The sequence below is a fragment of the Morganella morganii H1r genome (assembly GCF_000633515.1).
Classification (GTDB): domain Bacteria; phylum Pseudomonadota; class Gammaproteobacteria; order Enterobacterales; family Enterobacteriaceae; genus Morganella; species Morganella morganii_B.
The window spans coordinates 230,574-252,154 of record NZ_AYMP01000018.1 but is presented as its reverse complement, the minus strand read 5'-3'; the positions used below and the strand labels follow the sequence as shown (position 1 = coordinate 252,154).

Below are 21,581 nucleotides of genomic sequence, written 5' to 3'. Positions count from 1 at the left end.
TGGGTGGCTTTTTTGCGTTTTGGAAAAAAAAAGCACAGTCTGTGCTCATTTTTCGGATAATGAATTAACAACCGGCAATTCTCATAATTAAATGCGTATAATACCCTGCACCGGATTGCAGGACTCACCTGGCATCTGTTCTGATAACCAGATCAAAATGAATCAACGGGAGCATACACAGTGAAAAAACTCACCATTAAAGATATTGCAGCTATCTGTAATGTCGGTAAATCCACTGTCTCCCGTGTGATAAATAACGAACAGAACGTCAATGAAGAGACCCGTCGTAAAGTCCTGGCAGTCATTGAGCAGAATAATTTTACGCCATCAAAATCAGCACGGGCGATGAGAGGATTAACGGGCCGGACATTTGGTATTATTGTTACCCGGCTTGATTCATATTCTGAGAATCAGGCAATTCGCGCGATGCTGCCGGTCTTATATAAAAACAATATTGACCCTATTATTCTGGAAAGCCAGTTTGATCCTGCAAAGGTTGATGAGCATCTGTCTATGCTTGAAAGACGAAAGGTGGATGGCGTTATTTTATTTGCATTTACCGGTCTGGACAGAGAGCAATTAGCCTTCTGGCAAAAAAATATCGTTGTTATTGCCCGTCCGTTTGAAGGGTACACCTGTGTCTGTAATGATGATTCCGGAACTGTAAATCATTTGATGAATTATCTTCATCAGGAGAAGAATTTTACAGCCATCAGTTATATCGGTGTTAATGAACACGATGAAACAACCGGGTTATTACGTTATCAGTCTTATAAGCATTATTGCGAAAAATATAACATAGTATCAGATGCGGCATTAGGTGAATTAAATTATGAAAGCGGTTATCTTCTCGCTGAAAATATCGTACTGAAACGCCCTCAGGCCATATTATGTGCGACTGAATCATTGGCATTTGGTGTCAAAAAATATCTTCTTCATCATCAGATTAATACTATTTTTGTTGCCTGTATCGGACGCAATGACTTATTAACCTTCCTCTTTCCGGATGTAAAAACATGCCGCCTGGGCATTAGTGAAACCGGTCAGAAATCTGTCAACCTATTGATTGATATGGTTAATGGCAATTTTTCACCCAAAATACACTTAGTCCCGTCACCTTCGTTTACTTGTTGATTTTATTGAGTTAAACAAACTTTTGTGTGATGCTTGTCCCGTAATGGGATCGTTCCCATTGAGCCATTCCCATACTGAACGTATTTTAAAAAAGAGACGTTTTATACGGGGATGGGGATATGGAGATTAATGTTCATAGTGATGAGCTGGATCAGATCATCAGATTTACCGGCGGAAAGGAAAATATCAGTACAGTATCTCATTGTCTGACACGATTACGCTTTGTATTAAATAATCCTGAACTGGCAGATATTGAGTCTATTAAGCAAATACCCGGGGTTAAGGGGTGTTTTAATAACGCAGGTCAATTCCAGGTTATCATCGGCATGAATGTCGGTGACTACTACCGCGGTTTAATTGAAAAACTCAATATATCTGAATCAGATAAAGAAAAAACCAAGGTTGCCGCCAGAAAAAATATGAAATTCTGGGAGCGGCTTATTGCCAATCTGGCCGAAATTTTTGTTCCTTTGCTGCCGGCATTAATCTGTGGTGGTTTATTACTGGGACTCCGGAATGTTATCGGTGAAATGCCGATCCGCGATGATAAACCGCTGACGGCGTATTATGACTGGCTAAAGCCAATATATGATTTCCTGTGGTTACCGTGTGAAGCAATATTCCATTTCCTGCCGGTGGCTATCTGCTGGTCGGCAACCAAAAAAATGGGTGGTTCTCCGATCCTGGGTATTGTGCTGGGCATTACATTAGTATCACCTCAGTTGATGAATGCTTATGGTATCGGCAGCCAGACACCGGATGTCTGGGATTTCGGCGTATTTACCATTCAGAAAGTGGGATATCAGGCTCAGGTGATCCCGTCTATTCTGGCCGGTTTATTCCTTGGCTGGTTTGAAGTGAAATTACGCCGCCGTATCCCGGAATATTTAACACTGGTGGTTGTACCGATCATCAGCATTCTGGTTTCTGTGGTAGTGGCTCATGCCATTCTGGGGCCGTTCGGACGTGCTGCCGGTAATCTTATTTCGGATGGTGTCCGCTATTTAATGCTGGGTGATTATGCATTAATCGGCTCAATGATATTTGGTTTTTTCTACTCGCCGCTGGTCATTACCGGGTTGCATCACACCACGCTGGCTATTGATATGCAGTTGACGCAAAGCATTGGCGGAACACCTATCTGGCCTATCATTGCACTATCAAATATTGCCCAGGCCTCTGCGGTTGCCGGCATCATTATTATGAGCCGCAAAAAGGACGAACGCGAAATAACGATTCCGGCGGCAATATCTGCCTATTTGGGTGTGACCGAACCGGCGATGTACGGTGTAAACCTGCGTTACCGTTTCCCGATGCTGTGCGCCATGATTGGTGCCGCATTGGCAGGATTAATTTGCGGTTTTGCGCATGTGTTATCCAATGGTATTGGTGTCGGTGGTATTCCGGGAATTCTGTCTATTCAGCCTGCTTTCTGGGGTATTTACCTTGTTGCCATGATAGTCGCCATTGTTGTTCCGATCTTATTAACAATGATGATGTATCGTTATCAGCAGCGCAAAGGCACCCTGGTAACTTCTCTGTAAATTAATAAAGTGAATTTAATATGTGCTATCTGACTGTGTCTGTAAAAGAAAGTGGGGCTGATATTTTTTCCGGCAGCGATAAATATGACTATGCTTTTTGCTGGCGTGAGATATCCGTTAAAACATGTCTGGATATTTTAACCGAAATCAGCCGTGATTTTCCCGGTATTAAAGGTGGTGTCATTACGGGGGAGCGGGTGCCGGATTATCCTGCATTTTGTGCTGAACTTGCCGGTAATGCCATTATTGATCTGGAAAAGTCATTTTCGGAAATCTTCAATGTGCCTTTCGTTGCACAGCAGGGAACGAGCGTATTGACAGAAAACGATCTGGCGCAGGCACTAAAACAGAAATATGAACAACTTTGCTGGAATATCGATTATTCCGGGTTTACGGCGGGCAAAGAAGAATACGCTGCGGAATCATTATTAACCACCGCAAACGGATATCTTGGGGTACGCGGGGCACTGCCGGATATGCGGGCAGGTGAGGCGGCGTACCCGGCAACCTATCTGGCCGGTTGTTATAACCGCGCTGAGTCAGATGTCGCCGGGAATACGGTATCCAATGAAGATTTTGTGAATGTTCCTGATGCCCGTTCTGTCCGGATAAAAATTGGCGATGGTGAGTGGTTATCGCCGGAAAATTGCCGCAATAAAGTGCTGTACCGGAACCTGTGTTTAAAAACCGGTATTCTGGCGCAGACCTGGATTGCAGAAGATTCCCGTAAACACCTGATTCAGATTAACAGCCGGATGCTGGCGGATATGTCCTGTCCGGAACGGTTTGCGGTTGAATACAGCTTCACGCCCCTGAATTTTGATGCGGAGATTACCGTTGCCACCTGTATTGACGGCACGACCCGTAATTATGGTGTGGAACGTTACCGCAGCCTGACATCAGACCATTACCGGGTATTGTCCCGCGGGGCGGAAGGCAGTTATGTACAGTTAAATGCACGGACACTGCAATCGGGTATCGGTATCGGTGTGACCGCAAAAATAAGCGGGGATTTTTTCACTGACAGTGAGATTCAGATAAAAGAAAGCCCTGATAAAGTACAGCAGCTTATTACCTGTCATGCGAAAAAGGGAAAAACATACCGTCTTGAGAAAAGTATTAACATCCGTCTCTCTTCTGTTTTTCCGGATAACTGGGCTGATGCGGATAAAACAACGCTGACGGATTTTGCCGTTCAGGCAGAAGCGTCTGAGCAGGCATGGAAAAACTTATGGGATAAGGCCGATATTGTTATTGACGGCGATTTAATGTCTCAGAAGTTATTACGTTTGCATATCTTTCATCTGCTGTCATCGTGTTCACCTTACAGTAACGCAAAATATAAGCTCGATGTGTCGGTGACGGCCCGCGGATTACACGGAGAGGCTTACCGGGGGCATATTTTCTGGGATGAAATCTTTATCCTGCCTTTTTATATTATGCATTTCCCGCAAACGGCCCGCCAGTTGCTGATGTACCGTTATAACCGGTTACCGGGAGCGCGGAAAATTGCACAGGACAGCGGTTGTCAGGGCGCAATGTATCCGTGGCAGTCCGGTCTGGACGGCAGTGAGCAGACACAATCGGTGCACCTGAATCCGCTGAACGGTCACTGGGATCCGGATTACAGTCATCTTCAGCGCCATGTGTCTCTTGCCGTTGCTTATAATATCTGGCTGTACTGGAAAAATACCGGTGATGCGGAATTCATGCGGCTGTACGGTATGGAAATGCTGACAGATATTGCCCGCTTCTGGCTGAGTAAAGCTGAATATGATGAGGTTACCGGGCGTTACTCTGTCAGCGGCGTGATGGGGCCGGATGAATTTCATGAGCATATCAGCGGCAGCAGCAGCGCCGGGCTCAAAGATAATGCCTATACCAATATGATGATCTCCTGGCTGTTTTCCGTCCTGGCTGAACTGTATCCGCAGTTTAATACCGGCGGGGAAGACACCGCGTTTATCCGGGAAATTCGTCATGCCGGTCAGCATTTATCGCTGGTCATTGCTGATGATGTCATTGCTCAGTTTGACGGGTATTTTTCCCTGAAAGAGATTGACTGGGAACACTACAGGAATAAGTACGGCAATATTTACCGGATGGACAGAATATTGCGTGCGGAAGGTAAAAGTGCGGATAATTATAAGGTGGCCAAGCAGGCAGATACGTTGATGATATTCAATAATTTTTCCCGTGATGATGTCACCGGGATATTGAATAACATGGGCTATCACTTAGGTCGTGATTACGCACAGACAAACCTTCATTATTATTTAAAACGAACCTCTCACGGCTCCACATTATCCAGAGTGGTGCATGCACAACTGGCCTGTGATACCGGGTTGCACGATTTATCCCGGGAATTGTATCAGCAGGCACTGCGATCGGATTATGGTGATATTCAGGGCGGAACCACCGCTGAAGGTATTCACACCGGTGTTATGGCCGCGACAATCAATACGGCGGTAATGTCCTATGCCGGGGTGGATATTCGTGGTGACCGTTTATCCGTTTCCCCGTCATTACCGGCGGAATGGAAATGTATCAGTTTTAATTTACAGCATCGCGGTGTTCATTATTACTTTTTAATCTCACCGGCATCGGTATCCGTCACGGCGGATAAAGAGGCATATATCGATATTGATAATGAAACTTATCAGATTACAGCAGGCATACCGTTTTCATATAATTATATAAAGGAATATACATCATGAAATCAGGATTTTTATTCGATCTGGACGGTGTGATTGTTGATACAGCAAAGTATCATTATATTGCATGGCGATATATAGCCAATAAGGCAGGATTTGATATCAGTGAGGAGTTTAATGAAAACCTCAAAGGGATCAGCCGGATGGAATCATTAGAAAAAATATTAGAGTATGGCCGTCAGTCGGATATGTACAGTCATGAGGAAAAGATATTACTGTCGGATGAGAAAAATGATTATTATGTGAAATTACTCGGGGAGTTATCCGAAAAGGATATTTTACCCGGGGTTCATGATTTTATTGTCCGGGCTAATATGCTTAATATACCGTGTGCCGTTGCATCGGCATCCCGTAATGCACCTTTTATTTTAAAAAAACTCAATATTGATAATTATTTTAAATCCATTGTTGATCCTGCATTGTTGAGTAAAGGTAAACCGGACCCTGAAATATTTCTGAAGGCAGCGTCATCTGTTAATGTCCTGCCGCAGGATGCAATAGGTTTTGAGGATGCGCAGTCAGGTATTACTGCGCTGAACAGGGCGGGTGTTTTTTCAGTCGGCGTCACCGCAGATCATGCATTATTACGTGGTGCTGATCTTATTATTTCGTCGTTTGAAGAAATCACGCCTGAATATCTATTAAAAATAAAACAATAATTAAATTTCTGATAATAAATTTTTCTGATGAAGGCCCGGCATATTTATATGCCGCAGCCACCTGATCGTCGTGAACAAAGGTAAATATAATGAAACTAACGAAATTAGCATTGATAACAGGGTTTGCTGTTTCTGTGTTCCCTTTTTCTGCCGGTGCTGAAACATCATTAAGTGATATTGAGGCGCGTCTGAACAGTCTTGAAAAAAGAGCGGCTGAAGCAGAAGCCAGAGCTGTGGCGGCAGAGAAAAAAGCAGAACGTCTGGAAAGTTTAATGGCTCAGAATACGGCGCCGGCCGGCAATACCGGTAAGGAAAATACATCGGGTTTCAGTAATATCGTCAGCGCAGATAACGGTAAAGGGTCACTGAAATTATACGGTGATGTGGAGTTCAATATAGATGCTGCCAGCCGGAAAGGGCAGATTACCTCAATGCATACACAGACCGGGCACGGGGCCGATGATTTCGGTGATAAAGAGCGCTGGGATATTAACGGACGGATACTGATTGGTCTTGACGGGCAGCGGAAACTGGATAACGGCAACTATGCCGGCTTCAGTGTTCAGCCGTTAGCGAATATGACCGGTAATATCGGGCTTGATGATGCCGTATTCTATTTTGGTAAAGAAAATAAATGGAAATATAAAATCGGCCGCTATGAAGCCTATGATATGTTCCCGCTGAACCAGGATACGTTTGTTGAACATTCGGGTAACAGTGCCAATGATCTCTATGCTGACGGGTTTGGCTATATCTATATGATGAAAGAAGGGCGCGGGCGGAGTAACCACGGTGGCGGAATGAACCTCAGCAGCCAATATGATAACTGGTATTTTGAGGTGAATACGCTGGTTGAGGATGGCAGTCGTGTCTTTAAAGATCAGGAATATCATGGCCGTAAATTACAGAATAAAAAGAATGTGATTTACGTTCGTCCTGTGGTGGCATGGAATTATGATAATGTCACGATTGCGGGTGCTGTGGATGCCAACGTCATCAGCAATGCCTACGGTTTTGATAATGCTGACGGCAAATTTACGGATCAGTCGCGCCGTACCGGCTATGGCCTGACCATGAAATGGGATACCCTGAAAGATGACCCGGAGAACGGGGTGGTGGTTAACCTCAGCACGGCTTATCTGGATGCGAAGAATGAAAATGACTTTTCAGCCGGGACGAATATCTTATGGCGCAAGTTCCAGTTGGGTTATATCTATGCGCATAATGATATTAAATCCTATCAGGTTGTGAATGCATTTGATGACAGTCAGTATGATACGTTAAATCCGGGCCGGTATAATATTCATACCGTATTCACGTCGTATGAGTTACCGGATATATTGGGCATGGATAATTTTAAAACCTATCTCGGTGCGTATTATTCCCATATTAACGGGAAAGGGGATATGACGATGGTTGACAGTAAAGATAACGACCGTTACGGGGCGCGTGTCCGTTTTAAATACTTATTCTGATCCTCTCTTTTCAGAACAAAAAAATACCGGGATTTTCCCGGTATTTTTTATGTCCGTATTATATCTTCGGCATTTTATCAAACATACTTTTCATCTCTTCCGGGAAACCGGAGGAAAGCGTTGTCCGCAAATCTTTCATGGCGGTATCGAAATCTTTCGGACGCTCAGCCTGCTGCATTTTCTGATGAGCATCCAGATTATCCTGAAGACCATCGAACATTTTTCCCATTTCCTTCATCATCTGGTCACAGGATTGATTAACGTTCTTCAGTATTGAACGGGAGGCATCCGAACCGGACATACTCATATTTTCAACCCCTTCCATAAAGGGTTTCTGTAATTCTGAAGCCGAGTTGTTTCCTGATTCAGTACTGAATTTCAGTACTGACTGTACATTTTTCGGATCTAACATAATAACTGTCCTTTTCGTTTATCAGATATTACCCGGGCAGGAAAATTGTTTTAATGCCCGTGACCACAACGGATAATCCTTCATTGTTGAATTAAGCTCGACAATAAAGAACCCTTTCACCTGACCCATTGCCATAGTGAGCTGACGGCTGTTGCTGCTCAGTTGTACCGGGTTACCGGCGTCATACATCCGGAAAAGTGCCCACGGCCCGTCAAAGCTGACCGTTTCCACCTGTCCGTCCTGTGTTTTGAATGTCAGACGTGTATAAATGCCGCCTTTGGGACCCGGCCAGTTAATTTTGACCGGCTCCTGATAGCCGTGGCTGTAGCGGATTATCTGACCGTCAATATCCAGTACGGCTTCCAGAACCGAAGGCGATAATGAGATCGGGCGGATAATCATGGACATCGACATCGAACCGGACGGATCAAAAAAGGAGTCCCGGATGCGGGCCGCGTTTTCGAATGATGCCACCGTTTTGGCTGACACCACGCCGCGGCTGCCGGGGTGGATCTGCCAGGGGGTTGCCCCGGTATTCACATAGGCAGCCAGATTTGAATCAAAGAAACTCTGGATTGCGCCGCCGCGTGCGAACATGCGGGTGAAATCTCCGATACCGACTTCCTCTCTCGCGCTGCGGTTAAACGGGTAGCGGCCGCTGATGGTTGTCCGGCAGGAATCGGAGGCAATGGATGAGGCACCACGGCTGAGATTCTCTTTACTTTTTTGCAGGCTCTGTTGTTCGCCCGTGGAAAGCAGATCTATCATGACACTGCGTACCGGCTCCGGCTGACGAAGCATATCATCACGTAACCGGTTGATTTCACTGTTTTGCGGCAGGATCTGACCGGCGCGCAGCGAGGCGGAGAGGGTGGCCAGTTTGTTGTAAACCTGGTCAAAAACCGTGAACAGCGGATCATTGGCTCCGGCCGTTTCGGCCTGACGCAGGCGGTGCAGCGCCTCAAAACGGGCCTCCAGACTTTTCTCCGGCGTGCTGCCCGCAGACCGGTCATTGCTGACTCCGTCCAGCAGCGAGCGGCGGGTCTGAGTCAGCTTGTTTTCCTGACGGGCAAACCATCCGGTGGCATCCTGCTGGTTTTCGCGGCTCAGTGTGGTTTGATCAATGGCAAACTGTACCAGCGCCGTCAGTGGTGAAGACGGTTCGGTAAACTGACGGGCGAGTTGCGCCGCATCATCAAGATCACTGATTGGCCGGACACGGATGTCTTTCAGGAAACTGTCCCACTGATTGGCATATTCAGACAGGTAGGCTTTCAGCGCTTCATTGGATAATGTCTGAATCGCCTCCTGTGTACCGATATCACCGCGTTTTTCGGTGTTGTCACTGAGTACCCAGTTTTCTTCGCTGATCATATCCGTGGCTGCATCCTGTAACTGCGGCAGGAAAACATCCTTATAGCCGGCTTTGGTGTAGAAACCGGAAACGGCGGTATCGGTTACCGTATTGGTGCTCTTGCGGCGCAGCATCAGCGATACACTGGGGCCTGCGGCGTCTGCCAGTGAGATATTCTGAATACCTGCGGGCAGCGGTTTATCTTTGATACGGTTAACCACCCGCAGATGGATCGGGGTTTTCATTGCATTAACGCGGGCGATACGCACCAGTTCCGCATTCATTTTGGCCGCCGGGGCGGTGGATGAGGTGTCACTGAATAATTCGTGCAGGTGATAGCGGAACAGGCGGCGGTCAGTTTCGGTATAGCCCTGTACCGCGTAGTTATCCCAGCGGATCATAAACCAGTTTTCCAGCGCCTCCGGCTCTCTGTATGACGGGTAAACCATCATCAGATAGACCTTAAGTGTGTCATATGCATCGGTATTGCCGCTGAGCGCACTCTGTTTCAGTTCATTGGCGATATAATTTTCCACGGCAGGCCAGAAGATTTTGTACAGATGGCGCCGGTAGGTCTGCTCCATCGCATTACTCAGCAGTTTATGCTCGAAATACGGTGTCAGCAGCGGCGGAGAGCTTTCCAGAAACTGCGTGTTGATATAGCCGAGCTGTTCATAAGCGGCAATCAGGTCATCATTAAACTGACTGGTGACCGGGATGTCGCGGACAATCCGTTTGGTTTCCTCAAAGCGGGCGCTGGCATAAGAAATAAAATCCGACTCCCAGAAGTAGCGGGAGGAGAGCAGCATCACCGTTGCCAGCAGTCCTGCCGTTACTGCGGAATAACGGGCGGCGGACATCAGCTTGTTGCGCAGCGGGCGGTAGCGGGCGCTGTGCAGCACACCGCGCTCGGTGATGGCCTGCATCAGCGCCGGGAAGTACATGCCGCCGGACTGACGCTCATCAAACAACCCGTCGCTGTCTGCATTATACAGGCTCTCACGTGCGATCAGCGGGATAGTACTGCCCATCCACAACTGACGCAGACAGCCGGTATAGCCTGTCGCAGAAGCCGGAAAAATCTGTTCGAGGAAGGAAAATAATGGTTTTTGCAGTGCGCCGAGCGATTCAATAAACAGCAGAAGCTGGTGGCGTAATCCGTCATCCGGCACATTGTGCAGGGTTTCCAGGATATAGTTGCTGACCCGGATCTGAAGCTGGTGATAGGTATTTTCATCATGAATAAAATTATTGCGGTGATCGTCTGTGCATTGCAGTTTGATCCCCAGACCGCCGGCGAGCAGGTCGTCATCGGCGATATTCAGGAATGCCTCACCGCCGGGCAGGTGGTCAATATTATTCAGCAGCAGGTAAACCGGAATATCGGACTGAAAAAGTGCCGCCATTTCCAGAATACGGATACGTAATGTGTCAGCCAGCGATTTGCGCTCGGTCAGCGGGGCATACAGCAGTGTACCGATATCCGCACACAAAATAATTCCGTCGATACCGGGGTAACGGCGGTGCTTGCGGATAAGAGAGTACAATTTCTGCCGTGCATTACCGGCATCGTCACTCTGTCCGTGCATCTGTACCCATTCTCCGGCGGTATCAATATACACGGCGCGCTCTGTCAGCCACCAGTTACAGTCAATTGTCGGGCCGATATCGGTTGTGCGGGATAACCCGTACTGCTCGGACAGCAGGAACTGCTCGCCGCTGTTATAAATGACGGAGGTTTTGCCGCATCCGGCGGGTCCCATCACCACAAACCAGGGCTTGTTGTTGATGTATTCACGGCTGAGATGGATTTTCATCCGTTCGCTGCGGGTTTTTTTGCCCGCCAGTGCAATAAACTGCAGTGTCCGGATAGCATCGGTAAAACGGGCAGTGACCCGGTCAAGCTGGATAATCTTCTTTCTCGGCTTCGGCAGCGGTGTCCGCAGAAACCGGAACAGACGGCTGAACAGGAAAGCCACAAACGGCCACAATGCCCAGAAAAGAATAACAGCGATAATAATCTGGCGTACCAGCACGCGGGCCAGCGGATAAAAGTTACCGATGGCAACCATCGGCCCGACCCACCAGATGATGTAGCTGAGAATCAATGCAATGATAAGGATGATAAATCGTCTGATCATAATACGTCCTTGTATACCGTTACTTCATCCAGGCCGGGAGCACAGGCGGTTCCGCTGAAGTGTTGTCATTATGATTACCTGCTGACGGTGCCGGGGTTCCGTTCAGTACCGCCGGAACATCGCCGTCCTGATAGCCCTGCATGGCCTGTTCCGCATCGCGTTTACCGATTTTCCATAAGATATCGACACGGCGGTTACGTTTGCGGCCTTCATCGGTGGTGTTATCCGCGATCGGATCGCTTTCCCCCCGGCCTGTCGCGGTGATTTCGCGGTTGTGAGTCTGATTAATCATGGTATTGGTCCGCAGAATATCGGCGACCACCACCGCACGGGCCTCTGACAGCTTCAGGTTATTATTGGCGGAGGTTTTGCGGAACGGGGTGGCATCGGTATGGCCGATGACTTCCAGATCCCCCGGCCACGGCGCGAGGGCGGCCCCCAGACGCTCGATATTGCGTTTGCTGAGGAAGTCTTCCGTCAGTTCGGATTTACCGGTCAGGAACGCACCGTCAGAGGTGAAAATCAGCAGCCAGCCGCGCGGATCTTTACGGACTTCCAGCCAGCCTTCGCTTAAGATTTGGGTCAGCGGGTTCGGCAGCGTTTCCATAATATTGATTTTGCGCGGCTCCGGCGGAACCCATGCCAGAATGTCATTGCGGATCTGGCGCGCCTGTTCATGGAGATACCAGGCGGAAATACCGTAGGCGATAACGGCCAGGATAAGCCCGGTAATGAGGATACGCAGTGCGGTGATAAACCGGTGTTTCGGCGGTTTGACGTTTTCCGCGCGGACATCGGATAAGAACAGCGTGGTGTTTTGTGCATAGAGCAGGCCGCTGAGGTGATTGCGCAGATCCATCAGCAATACGGCCCCGCGATCGATCATCCGGTATTTACCTTCAAATCCCATGGACAGGATCAGATAATAGAACTCCAGCACATCATGGTTATCCTGCGGATTGCTGATGTATTCTTTCAGATGCTCAAAACAGTTTTCGCCGCCCCAGGCATCTTTATGGAATTCCACCAGCAGACTCAGTCCCGTCATCTCCTCTTTTACCATGTCGTTAAAAATACCGTCGGTATAGGTACAGATAAGATAAGAGAGGTGGTTGATCTCCTCCGGCGGGAATCCTTGTCTGCGCAGATCTTTGCGGAAAAACTCCAGTTTCCGGACGATCTGGAGGCGGGCGCAGACAAAATCGGTCTGCGGCTCATTACGGAACCACTCAATCTGTAACAGCAGCGGCATCCCGGCTGAAATATACGGGTTATGCCAGAGACCGAACAGCGATGTATTTTGTCCGGTGGTACGGGTGCTCTGCTGACGTTCCCGCTGTTGTGCGGGGCGCATCGGCGGAAGCGGATTCTGTTTTCTCTGAGCCGGGTTCGCAGATGACAGCGGGGGATCTTCATTGGCCGCCGTGAATTCCGGCAGATCGTCATCCTGCGGTTGTGTGCTGCCCATCCCCCGCATACCGGCCGGAATGATACCGCCGATGGATGCGGCGGTGCTTTTGGCCTGCCATATCGGGTTGGTTAACGAGTGTTCGGCCTGTTTCATTCCTGTACGGGCCGCAGATATGGCACTCCTGATCTGGCGTTCAAACTCATTCATCCTACTCTCCCCTGACGCAAGCCCCACGCCTCAAAACGTAATCCGGGGAAATCACCGACAATACTCAGTGCTGCGGCACTGCCGGACAGCATATCTCTGTACATCGGGTCCGCGTTATCCACCTCAAAATAAACACTGTTCGGGTAATACGGGATGTGACGCGGCGGTGATGACATCGGGGTGATACGCACACCCGGTAACTGCAGGTCGATAAGCTGGACAATTTTTTCCACCGGCGCCAGTTTGGTCTGGGCTGGGAAATAACTTCTCATGGTATCGCCCGGCAGCTCTGCACTGACGATAAAGATCAGTTTCTCCAGACGTAACTGCGGATCATTCTGGTACAGATAGATATTGTCGCCGCGCTCGATAAACTGCAGGGCGATAGCCGGTGCCTCAATGACCAGTGACAGGGCACGGCGCAGCGCGGCAAACAGGCTGAAATATGCGTTCTGCGGCTCATTATGTGAATAGTGGAAATCCTGGTGCAGCGACGTATTCTCTTTACCCGGGATAATGCTCAGGCGTCCCAGCAGGCCCAGCAGGGTGAAAAACAGCCGCTCCGGATGAACCTGAGGCTGCGCCAGCAGGTGAGCCAGGCGCAGATGGTACTCACTCAGTGTCTGTAGCAGCAGGAGTTCCAGTAATTCAGTCAGTCCGCCGGTGGTCAGCGGCACATCCGGGCGGTAAACACTCTCCAGCCGCTGTACCATCAGGCCGAGCAGTTCGGTGACGGCACTTTTCAGCCAGCCGCAGGCACGGAAATCGAGCATCGGCGGCAGGAATTTATCATCCAGTATCAGGCGGCCGTCACGGGTTCTTTCGGTGATCCGCGCCACGGGCAGCAGGGATTCCGCATCGCTGATTGCACTCCGGACATTCAGCCGTGTACAGAGATCCCCGAGCTGGAGTGTCGCCATCTGCGGCGTGCCTTCGGAGGCCAGACCGGCGTTGCGGTCGCGGATGTCGGCATTAATCACACTGAAACGGCTCTGTCCCTTGCTTTGTGACAGATCGATAAAGGTATTCCCCGGCATATCCATCAGGGCGGAGAGACAGATAATTTGTCCCTGGCAGTCCGGACCCGGATCAAACGGCGGCGGCAGCGGATCATCACTGCCGAGATCAAACGGGGTTCCGTCAGGCAAAACACCGCGGGCACGGGTCAGGGCTATTTTTCCCTGATCGAGTAATCCGGTGTCGAGATGTATCTGACGAAAACCCCAGGCCAGAGCATCTGTGCTGCGGATACGCATATCCGTGAAATGTTCGAAATACCGCTCCTGCTGCTGAAAATGCTGAGGTTCCATCAGCATCCCTTCAACCCAGGCTACACGCTGTTTTAACAACATAATTATGTCCTCAGTTCCGTCCTCAGGCGTGGTGTCAGGGCTTATCTGAAACAGGTATCTTCATCTGTGTCAGACTGCGTTCCCGGACCACGACAACAACATTTGAATTTTTATTAACTTCCGTATTGATCAGAACAGTATTTTTATTTTTTCCGGGGATCTGAAACTCCGCGGCCACCAGCAGCCAGCGTGCCGTTTCCCGCGGGATCTCAAATGAATACCGGCGGGATTCACCGGGGCTTAAAATATGCTGCATCTGACGGATCATGACCGGGTCCGGTGCCGCCTCATCACAGGGGGCATTCCGGTAGAGCCCCGGCGGTATCCAGTCATCCCTGCTGATTTCAAATACACAGACCCGGATCGGTAATGAATTACCTCCGCTGTCAGTATTCACCCCGGCGGCGGCATCAATCCGCAGGCTGACGGTTCTGTCTGCCGGCAGCGGTTCCGGTGCGTCCGGCCAGATCAGGCTGCAACTGCTGAGAAGTACAATACCCGGTACCACCAGCAGGCTGCGTATCCATCTGCTGTGATCAGGCATTGATAAAATACTTTGTCTGGCTCGGGGCAATCTGGGTGCCGGGAGCGTTACAGTTATTCGTCATACTCATATCGCCCAGCCGGGTTGCGGGGCTGCCCTGAATAAAGTATTTGCCTGATCCCTGAACCGGTGTCATCTGCGCCGAGTGTGCTCCGGTGGCACCGAGAATAATGCCGGTGGAAATGGTTGATACCCGGATGCTCATCAGGTTCTGCTCGTTACCGCCGCAGCAGAAATAGTTGGCGACATTGGGTATCCCGGTGGCGTTCGGTGCGATGTTGGGTCCCGGGATCGGGATCATCGGTTCGCACCCTGAAAAGCTGATACCGCCTGCCCGTGTGTTTGCTGCTGTCATGTGATCACCCCATATGTACCTGGCCGCCATCAATACGAAGGACGGCACGTGATGTGATAGCGCCGATTTCATTGTCCAGAACCATGCTTTTTTCAGCATGCTGGGCAATGTGACCGGCTTCGGTGGCATCAAGATTCTCAACCTTTTTGTGGGCATTCTCCGCACTGACAAACAGAGAGCCGGCAATCTGGCGCAGTGTCTGTGCAACCCATTTTGAGGTGTGTGATACCAGGGAAAAACGGGATGTTTTCATGGTGATACTCTCCGTTCCTTCCAGTGCCAGTGACGGCGCGCGGATATGCAGCGGGGTATCCTGAGTACTGAGTGTCAGCGGGGCGGAGGCGGCGTGCCGTTCCAGAACCGACAGCACATAGGCGCTGTCACCCTGAACCATGGCACAGACCAGATCGCCTTTTTCCGGGACAATCAGGCACCCGGCCGCGACAGTCACGGCGGAATACGGATGTGACTGCAACAGCAGTCCGCCGTTATCGCCGGCAATAAGCCGTGTTGCGGCGATCACCGGGGTTTCCGGAGCGGAAAAAAGCGGTCTGCCGGATAAAACCGGTGTATCAGTATGATGTATTGTGTCAAACATAACGGCTGGCTCCTGGGGGTAAACGGGGGGACCCTGTGTCATCTTTCACGCCGGGCTGATGCCTGGCGTACCATAAATCAACGGATGCCAGCAGAGGCTCATCCGATTTCTGTCCGCGATCGGTCAGCCCGGTTTGCGCACCGTGCAGGCGGACTTTCTGTATCACCGCACTGTGCAGCGGCGTTTGTTTAAGCTGACAAAAACGCATATCGGTGCGGGTTAATGTGGTGTCATCCAGAATGCAGAGTGTGAGCACCGCGCGCACCAGAGCGGCGGAAATCAGTTGTGCGCCGCTCAGGTCACACTGATACAGCCCGGCATCAGTAAACTGGGCGCAGGTCAGTTGCGTGCCGGTCAGTGTGCAGTCGTGCAGTGATCCCTCATTGAACTGGGCGTAATGCAGATTACTGTTGTCGAAACGGCATTGTTCCAGCCGGGATTTGGCAAACCCGGCGGAGGCGAGATTCAGTTTCCGCAGATCGGCACGTACCAGATGACAGTTCTGCCAGACCAGGATGTCGCATTCATTGCCGGTAAACTGACAATCGGTCAGTGTGCTGTTACCGGAGACCAGCCGGGTAATCTGTGCACCGCTGCAGCGGAACTGTGTCACTGTGCAGCCGAACCAGTTGCTGTCCTGCATGAGGCCGCCTTCCGTATGCCAGTGACTGATCTCACAGTCATTCGCCGACCAGTAGCTCAGGCTGACCTCTTTCCAGCTGCTCTCACTGAGCCTGCCGCCGGAAATCATGCAGCGCTCCGACAGGCACTTGTCCGCACTCAGCGACTGTATGGTGGTCTGCTGAAAAGAGACACTGAGCAGACCGCACTCTGCCAGCGTGATGGTGTCTATCTCACACTCAATAAACGTGCAGGAATTTAACAGACTTTTACTCAGTGAAACGGCGGCGAATTTACAGCGCAGAAAACAGAGCTGATGCGCCTGCACATTATCCGTGCTGAGATGCTCAAAGCGGCAGTCTGTAAAATGCAGGTGTGACAGGGTGTCATCTTTCAGTTGTAACTGACTGAAATGCTTATCGCGAATCAGTTTCACCGGCTGCAAATCCATAATCTGTTTTGCGGTTTCGTTCATTCAGACCTCCTGTCAGACACTGAGCCGGAAGCGGCGCGGTAACAGATGGACGCCGTCCATCAGACATAAATCAAAGCGGGTGCCGGAATTGCCGTACATCATGGCCAGGTTTGCTCCGGCGAAATTGCACTGACGAAACGTACTGTCACGGAGATCGGCGTTATAGAGCATGGCCTGCTGGAGACTGCTTTTGGTAAAAGAGGCGTGGATCATTACCGCGTCTTTCAGGCGTATCCCTGCCATATCACAGTGACTGAACACGGCACCGGTCAGATTGCTGTCATCGGCACAGGTTTCGATCAGTTCGCATCCGGTAAAGCGGCACTGGTTTAACACGGCATTGCTGAAACCGGTTTTATTCAGGCGGCAGCCGGTAAAACTGCTGCCGGAAAAATCGGTATACTGACCGGATGTCACACTTTCCAGGCCGGAGTCCGTAAAGGAACACGCCGTCCAGTTACCGCCAATCAGGGAACTTTTGGTCAGACTGCACCCGGTGAAGCGCACACCGGCGGCCCCGGTTTTATCGGCGATCAGGGATGTCAGCGTGCATTGCCGGAAGTCCGAATGCGTCAGCCCGGCATGTGACAGCATTGCGCCGCTGATGTCACACTCCGTGAATTCACAGCGGGTTATCCGGGTGTCATTAATCAGGCATTTCGTCCAGGTGCTGCGGGTGAAGACTGTTTTTTCCAGCAGGCAGTCATCCAGCGTAAGATTTTCCCAGCTGGTGCCGGTAAATGTACTTCCGCTCAGATTACTGAGCTGAAAACGGCCGCCGGTCAGTTGTGAACCGGTTATCACTGCCCCGGCAAACAGGCAGGATGTAAACCGGCAGTGCTCAAAGCTGCACTGTGTCAGTTGTGATTCACTGAAATCACACTGATTAAAATGGCAGTGCTTAAAGGTTTTTCCCTGCAATGTTGTGTTGGCAAATGAGAGCGAGATAAAGTCCCGGTTTTCGGTTACCGCATCGCAATCCGGCGCCGGCTGCACTGTTTTCCGGCGCAGCGTATCGCTGACCGGCACGGCGGTTTCCTGCTCCGGCGGCAGGGCGAAGTATTGCTTCTGGTTCTCTTCATGAAGTGCAATCGCTTTTTCCACATCCTGATAAAACGTATCGGTATCCTGTTTTGTCAGAGGACGGGCAGTGTAGCGCTGAGAATCCGGGTGCTCCGCCATATCGCGGATCACATTAAAATGACTGTTTTCCGGCATCAGTTCGCGGTCGCGGAGAAATTCAAAATTAGCGGCATCCGTCCGGCTGCGGCGCTGATACACATCCTGATAATGTGTCAGCGGCCGTTCCGTACCATCATTATCCAGCGCGGCCAGCAGTGTGACCGCAGGGGCGGCAAACAGATGCGGCAACGGAATACTGCCGGTAAAGACCATCAGACAAAGATCATCATCCGGCAGCAGCCACAGGGTCTTTTTCTCCAGGGTGATCTCTTCTGCGGTTGCCGCGTCTTTACCGAACACCAATGCTCTGGCACGCACTGCCGGGAATGTACCGGAAATTACCGCGTCATCCGGCCGGAAGCCGTGCAGTTCAAACGGCACACTGCGCGGCCACTGAGCGGCGGAAAGCTGCTGCTGCGGCGGCGCCATCTGAAAATAACGGCGGTCAATGGCAGGCGGCAGACCGGGAAACCAGCTTTCCATATACTGTTTGTCTGTCATCACGTGAGCCACGGCATCAAGATGTCTGCGGCGGACATAAAAATCCGGCGGCACCGGCGACGGCGCGGCCAGGTCACTGTACGGATCTGCGGCGCCGTCAGCGCGGGCTTCCCTCAGCAGCGGCCGTGCACCGCTGCGGGCATTTTTGCCCAGCGGATTTTCTTTACTGCCGTCCCCGCCGGGGGCTTCGGTGTGATCCATCGCAACCCGGGTGAACGGGTCTCCCTCAAGACACCACGCCCGGCTGAGCGACCCGACCCGGACGGCAGCATCCAGCGCCGTCAGTGTCTGCCCGGTGCCGGCATGACCGGCAAGGATATATTCGGCATGCGGTTTCGGCTCAGCAGTATCTAACATACGGAAGGAAAGGGGGGCAGACTTCCATGCCTGCCAAATCTGTGCTTCAGTGACAAAGTGATCAGGGGCGGATAAATAACTGCCCGCAATCACACTGATACCTGATCGGCACTCCCTGCCAATCTGGTAGCTGTTTCTGAGTACAGCAAGTTGCTGAGGACGAATAATACGCATCATACTTCCCTTTAATTTTTGCTCTGCATGCCGACCGTTTTCAGGTCAATGCCGGTATCGGAATAACTGGCGCCGGTATAACTGAAAGAGAATCCGGTGACGGAGATACCGGAGCCTTTCGCTGAAATATCACTGCCGGTCACACTGACAGAACTGCCGGTGGCTGATACATCGCTGCCTTTCACCCCGACGCTGCTTCCTGTCGCGGAAACGGAAGAGCCGACCGCAGAGACACTGTTTCCGGTGACACTGGTGCTGCTGCCGGTAGTGCTGACACTGACCCCGGTGACACTGGTACTGCTGCCGGTGGTACTGACACTGACACCGGTGCTGGAGGTGCTGCTGCCGGTGGTGCTGACACTGGTGCCGGTATGGGAAAGACTCGATCCGGTGGCACTGTAGCTTTGGCCGGTTTTGGAGGCGGAGCAGCCGGTCATACTGGTGCTGAAACCGGTGAGGCTGTGTGAACTGCCGGTCATGGAACTGCTGGTACCGGTCATACTGGTGCTGCACCCGGTCCGGGAGTTGCTGATGCCGGTTGAGGAATCACTGCTGCCGGTGAAAGATATGGATTGCCCGGTAAAGGACGTGCTCACCCCGGTAAACGATGTGCTCACCCCGGTAAAGGAGGTGCTGACACCGGTAAGGCCGATACTGGCACCGGTCATACTGATGCTCAGGCCGGTCAGACCGACATTGATACCGGTGGCACTGAAATTAAAACCGGTGAATGAGAAATTGACCTCTTTATAAGAGACATGATTTTTAAACCAGTCTGTCGCGGTGCGCTTCACCACCTCATAGCGATCCTGGCCGGTGGTGGAGGAGGCGTTACGCTCAACGGTATATTGCATATCGCGTTCGGCGTGGATCATCACCCGCTCATTGTAGCGTTTATCATCAAAGGTGATCTGGCTGGCATGCTGCGGCATACCGTGACGCAGAGAACGGGAAACCAGACCGGAATAGTTGATATGCTCCGGTAACTGATACGGCGGCGGATTCTCGCCGTTATAGACAATACCGGTTACCATCGGTCTGTCCAGATCACCGTCAATATAGGTTACCAGCACTTCCTGGCCGACACGGGGCATCGCCAGCACACCCCAGCCTTTACCGGCCCAGGCCTGTATCACCCGAATCCAGCAGGAACTGTCCTCTTCGGTGGTTTTGTAGCGATCCCAATGGAAATGCACACGGATACGGGCATATTTATCGGTATGAACCTCAGAGTCCGGCGCACCGACCACGGTCGCGCTCTGAATTCCCGGGATCTGCGGACGCGGTGTCCGGCAGAGCGGACGGTAAACCTCATCATCATTCAGCGCACGGAACCGGCAGGAGACTCTGCGTCCGGTACTGCTGCTGTCCGGCCCGTCCTGGATAAACGTATAATCACAGCCGAGCACTTTAAATCCCCGGTTACGGGTTGAATCCGGGTGCTGATTCAGCTCAAACGTATGGCCCGGTTTCAGGCCGGTGGCATTACTCTCACCCTGTAAAATCTGGTTTTCACAGCGGAATGCCTCCAGGCGTTTGCGGGCAATCACTTCGCCCTGCTGCACATCATCATAACCGGCGGCATAGTCATACCATTCCAGCGGAATACCCTGTAAATGCGGGCGTTTTTCTTCCGCCTGCGTCTGAAGGGAGTGACGTGGTTTGAGAAAATCGAAATCGCGCAATACCACTTCACTGGCGTGTATCCGGCGGTTACGCCGGATGCGCTGGATACCTTCGCGGATAGCCCGGTGCTCTTCGCTGTCCGGCAGGAAACTCAGTGAGTCATAACCGTCACTCAGCGGTTTGAATTGCTGGTGGTCGGTGATCACCATGACATCCCGGTTGTCACTGTGGTCGATGTAATACCAGAGCCCGGCATCTTCCATCAGACGGCTGACAAAACTGAAATCGCTTTCACCGAACTGGACGCAATACTCTTTATCCGGATACGTGCCTTCCGTTTCAATGCGGTAATCCGCCACATTGTAACGGGTAAATATCTCTTCAATAATGGTGAGTACATTGCGGTGCTGGAAGATACGGCAGTTGCGGTTCTGCATCAGAAACCATAACCAACTGCGCAGTTCCAGATGATAAACATACTGATCCTGATGCTGCCCCTCATCACCGCCGGCCACCACCCGGGCAGTGAACGTGCGGCGGCTCTGATCCGGTTGTTCAACAGAAATAAGCGCCTTTTCACCGAGCAGTTCCCCGATATCCAGATCAGGATCCGGCACCTGAAACGTCAGGCGGTAAACCGGGTCCTGCGAAAGATGTTCCTGCGCGGTAAAGCTGAGCGGGAAGGCATCGATCCCGTTGAGCTTCTCATTATCAATTTCAATCAGGGGCATAACACTCATCCTTT

General features: G+C 51.0%; 15 protein-coding genes. 5 read left to right on the top strand and 10 right to left on the bottom strand.

Annotated features, from left to right (window positions below):
- Nucleotides 1-180 precede the first annotated feature (180 nt).
- The 5 genes from treR to U868_RS0112430 all read left to right on the top strand — a co-directional run bounded on the left by treR (nt 181) and on the right by U868_RS0112430 (nt 7,526).
- A complete protein-coding gene (gene treR, locus U868_RS0112450; protein WP_025153579.1) occupies nt 181-1,134 on the top strand; it encodes a trehalose operon repressor TreR in 954 nt (317 codons plus the stop codon).
- 119 nt (nt 1,135-1,253) lie between these two features.
- Complete coding sequence (gene treB / locus U868_RS0112445) at nt 1,254-2,678, top strand: PTS trehalose transporter subunit IIBC (RefSeq protein WP_025153578.1); 1,425 nt, start codon at nt 1,254-1,256, stop codon at nt 2,676-2,678.
- Nucleotides 2,679-2,698: 20 nt separating this feature from the next.
- Nucleotides 2,699-5,395: a glycoside hydrolase family 65 protein gene (locus tag U868_RS0112440; RefSeq protein WP_025153577.1), complete on the top strand. Its 2,697-nt coding sequence runs from the start codon at nt 2,699-2,701 to the stop codon at nt 5,393-5,395.
- A complete protein-coding gene (gene pgmB / locus U868_RS0112435; protein ID WP_025153576.1) occupies nt 5,392-6,051 on the top strand; it encodes a beta-phosphoglucomutase in 660 nt (219 codons plus the stop codon). The genes U868_RS0112440 and pgmB overlap by 4 nt, the downstream gene beginning before the upstream one ends.
- Before the next feature lie 89 nt (nt 6,052-6,140).
- Nucleotides 6,141-7,526: a carbohydrate porin gene (locus tag U868_RS0112430; protein ID WP_025153575.1), complete on the top strand. Its 1,386-nt coding sequence runs from the start codon at nt 6,141-6,143 to the stop codon at nt 7,524-7,526.
- Between the two features lie 58 nt (nt 7,527-7,584).
- Here the strand turns inward: U868_RS0112430 and U868_RS0112425 are convergent, their stop codons facing one another.
- From U868_RS0112425 to vgrG, 10 genes are all read right to left on the bottom strand, one after another.
- Nucleotides 7,585-7,938: a DUF6277 family protein gene (locus tag U868_RS0112425; RefSeq protein WP_025153574.1), complete on the bottom strand. Its 354-nt coding sequence runs from the start codon at nt 7,936-7,938 to the stop codon at nt 7,585-7,587.
- A gap of 21 nt (nt 7,939-7,959) precedes the next feature.
- Nucleotides 7,960-11,364 (bottom strand): type VI secretion system membrane subunit TssM, encoded by a 3,405-nt coding sequence (gene tssM / locus U868_RS0112420; protein WP_025153573.1) that lies wholly within the window; start codon nt 11,362-11,364, stop codon nt 7,960-7,962.
- 88 nt (nt 11,365-11,452) lie between these two features.
- Nucleotides 11,453-13,051 (bottom strand): type IVB secretion system protein IcmH/DotU, encoded by a 1,599-nt coding sequence (gene icmH / locus U868_RS0112415; protein ID WP_025153572.1) that lies wholly within the window; start codon nt 13,049-13,051, stop codon nt 11,453-11,455.
- Nucleotides 13,048-14,403 (bottom strand): type VI secretion system baseplate subunit TssK, encoded by a 1,356-nt coding sequence (gene tssK / locus U868_RS0112410; protein ID WP_025153571.1) that lies wholly within the window; start codon nt 14,401-14,403, stop codon nt 13,048-13,050. The genes icmH and tssK overlap by 4 nt, the downstream gene beginning before the upstream one ends.
- Before the next feature lie 34 nt (nt 14,404-14,437).
- Nucleotides 14,438-14,947, bottom strand: coding sequence for a type VI secretion system lipoprotein TssJ (gene tssJ / locus U868_RS24110; RefSeq protein ID WP_025153570.1), 510 nt, complete (start codon nt 14,945-14,947; stop codon nt 14,438-14,440).
- Complete coding sequence (locus tag U868_RS0112400; RefSeq protein WP_025153569.1) at nt 14,940-15,302, bottom strand: PAAR-like domain-containing protein; 363 nt, start codon at nt 15,300-15,302, stop codon at nt 14,940-14,942. The genes tssJ and U868_RS0112400 overlap by 8 nt, the downstream gene beginning before the upstream one ends.
- A gap of 4 nt (nt 15,303-15,306) precedes the next feature.
- Nucleotides 15,307-15,900 carry a DUF3540 domain-containing protein gene (locus U868_RS0112395; protein ID WP_025153568.1) on the bottom strand — a complete coding sequence of 198 codons (594 nt, stop codon included), beginning with the start codon at nt 15,898-15,900 and terminating at the stop codon, nt 15,307-15,309.
- Nucleotides 15,893-16,996, bottom strand: a complete 1,104-nt coding sequence (locus tag U868_RS0112390; protein WP_025153567.1) for a pentapeptide repeat-containing protein — start codon at nt 16,994-16,996, stop codon at nt 15,893-15,895. The genes U868_RS0112395 and U868_RS0112390 overlap by 8 nt, the downstream gene beginning before the upstream one ends.
- A 12-nt stretch (nt 16,997-17,008) precedes the next feature.
- Complete coding sequence (locus U868_RS24565; protein WP_162817235.1) at nt 17,009-19,213, bottom strand: DUF2169 family type VI secretion system accessory protein; 2,205 nt, start codon at nt 19,211-19,213, stop codon at nt 17,009-17,011.
- Between the two features lie 8 nt (nt 19,214-19,221).
- Complete coding sequence (gene vgrG / locus U868_RS0112380; RefSeq protein WP_025153566.1) at nt 19,222-21,567, bottom strand: type VI secretion system tip protein VgrG; 2,346 nt, start codon at nt 21,565-21,567, stop codon at nt 19,222-19,224.
- Between the last annotated feature and the right edge of the window lie 14 nt (nt 21,568-21,581).

Excerpts from the sequence above, each read along its gene's own strand:
- treB (WP_025153578.1), top strand. The coding sequence starts at position 1,254 with ATGGAGATTAATGTTCATAGTGATGAGCTGGATCAGATCATCAGATTT.
- U868_RS0112440 (WP_025153577.1), top strand. The coding sequence starts at position 2,699 with ATGTGCTATCTGACTGTGTCTGTAAAAGAAAGTGGGGCTGATATTTTT.
- pgmB (WP_025153576.1), top strand. The coding sequence starts at position 5,392 with ATGAAATCAGGATTTTTATTCGATCTGGACGGTGTGATTGTTGATACA.
- U868_RS0112430 (WP_025153575.1), top strand. The coding sequence starts at position 6,141 with ATGAAACTAACGAAATTAGCATTGATAACAGGGTTTGCTGTTTCTGTG.
- U868_RS0112425 (WP_025153574.1), bottom strand. The coding sequence starts at position 7,938 with ATGTTAGATCCGAAAAATGTACAGTCAGTACTGAAATTCAGTACTGAA.
- tssM (WP_025153573.1), bottom strand. The coding sequence starts at position 11,364 with ATGGTTGCCATCGGTAACTTTTATCCGCTGGCCCGCGTGCTGGTACGC.
- icmH (WP_025153572.1), bottom strand. The coding sequence starts at position 13,051 with ATGAATGAGTTTGAACGCCAGATCAGGAGTGCCATATCTGCGGCCCGT.
- tssK (WP_025153571.1), bottom strand. The coding sequence starts at position 14,403 with ATGTTGTTAAAACAGCGTGTAGCCTGGGTTGAAGGGATGCTGATGGAA.
- tssJ (WP_025153570.1), bottom strand. The coding sequence starts at position 14,947 with ATGCCTGATCACAGCAGATGGATACGCAGCCTGCTGGTGGTACCGGGT.
- U868_RS0112400 (WP_025153569.1), bottom strand. The coding sequence starts at position 15,302 with ATGACAGCAGCAAACACACGGGCAGGCGGTATCAGCTTTTCAGGGTGC.
- U868_RS0112395 (WP_025153568.1), bottom strand. The coding sequence starts at position 15,900 with ATGTTTGACACAATACATCATACTGATACACCGGTTTTATCCGGCAGA.
- U868_RS0112390 (WP_025153567.1), bottom strand. The coding sequence starts at position 16,996 with ATGAACGAAACCGCAAAACAGATTATGGATTTGCAGCCGGTGAAACTG.
- U868_RS24565 (WP_162817235.1), bottom strand. The coding sequence starts at position 19,213 with ATGATGCGTATTATTCGTCCTCAGCAACTTGCTGTACTCAGAAACAGC.
- vgrG (WP_025153566.1), bottom strand. The coding sequence starts at position 21,567 with ATGCCCCTGATTGAAATTGATAATGAGAAGCTCAACGGGATCGATGCC.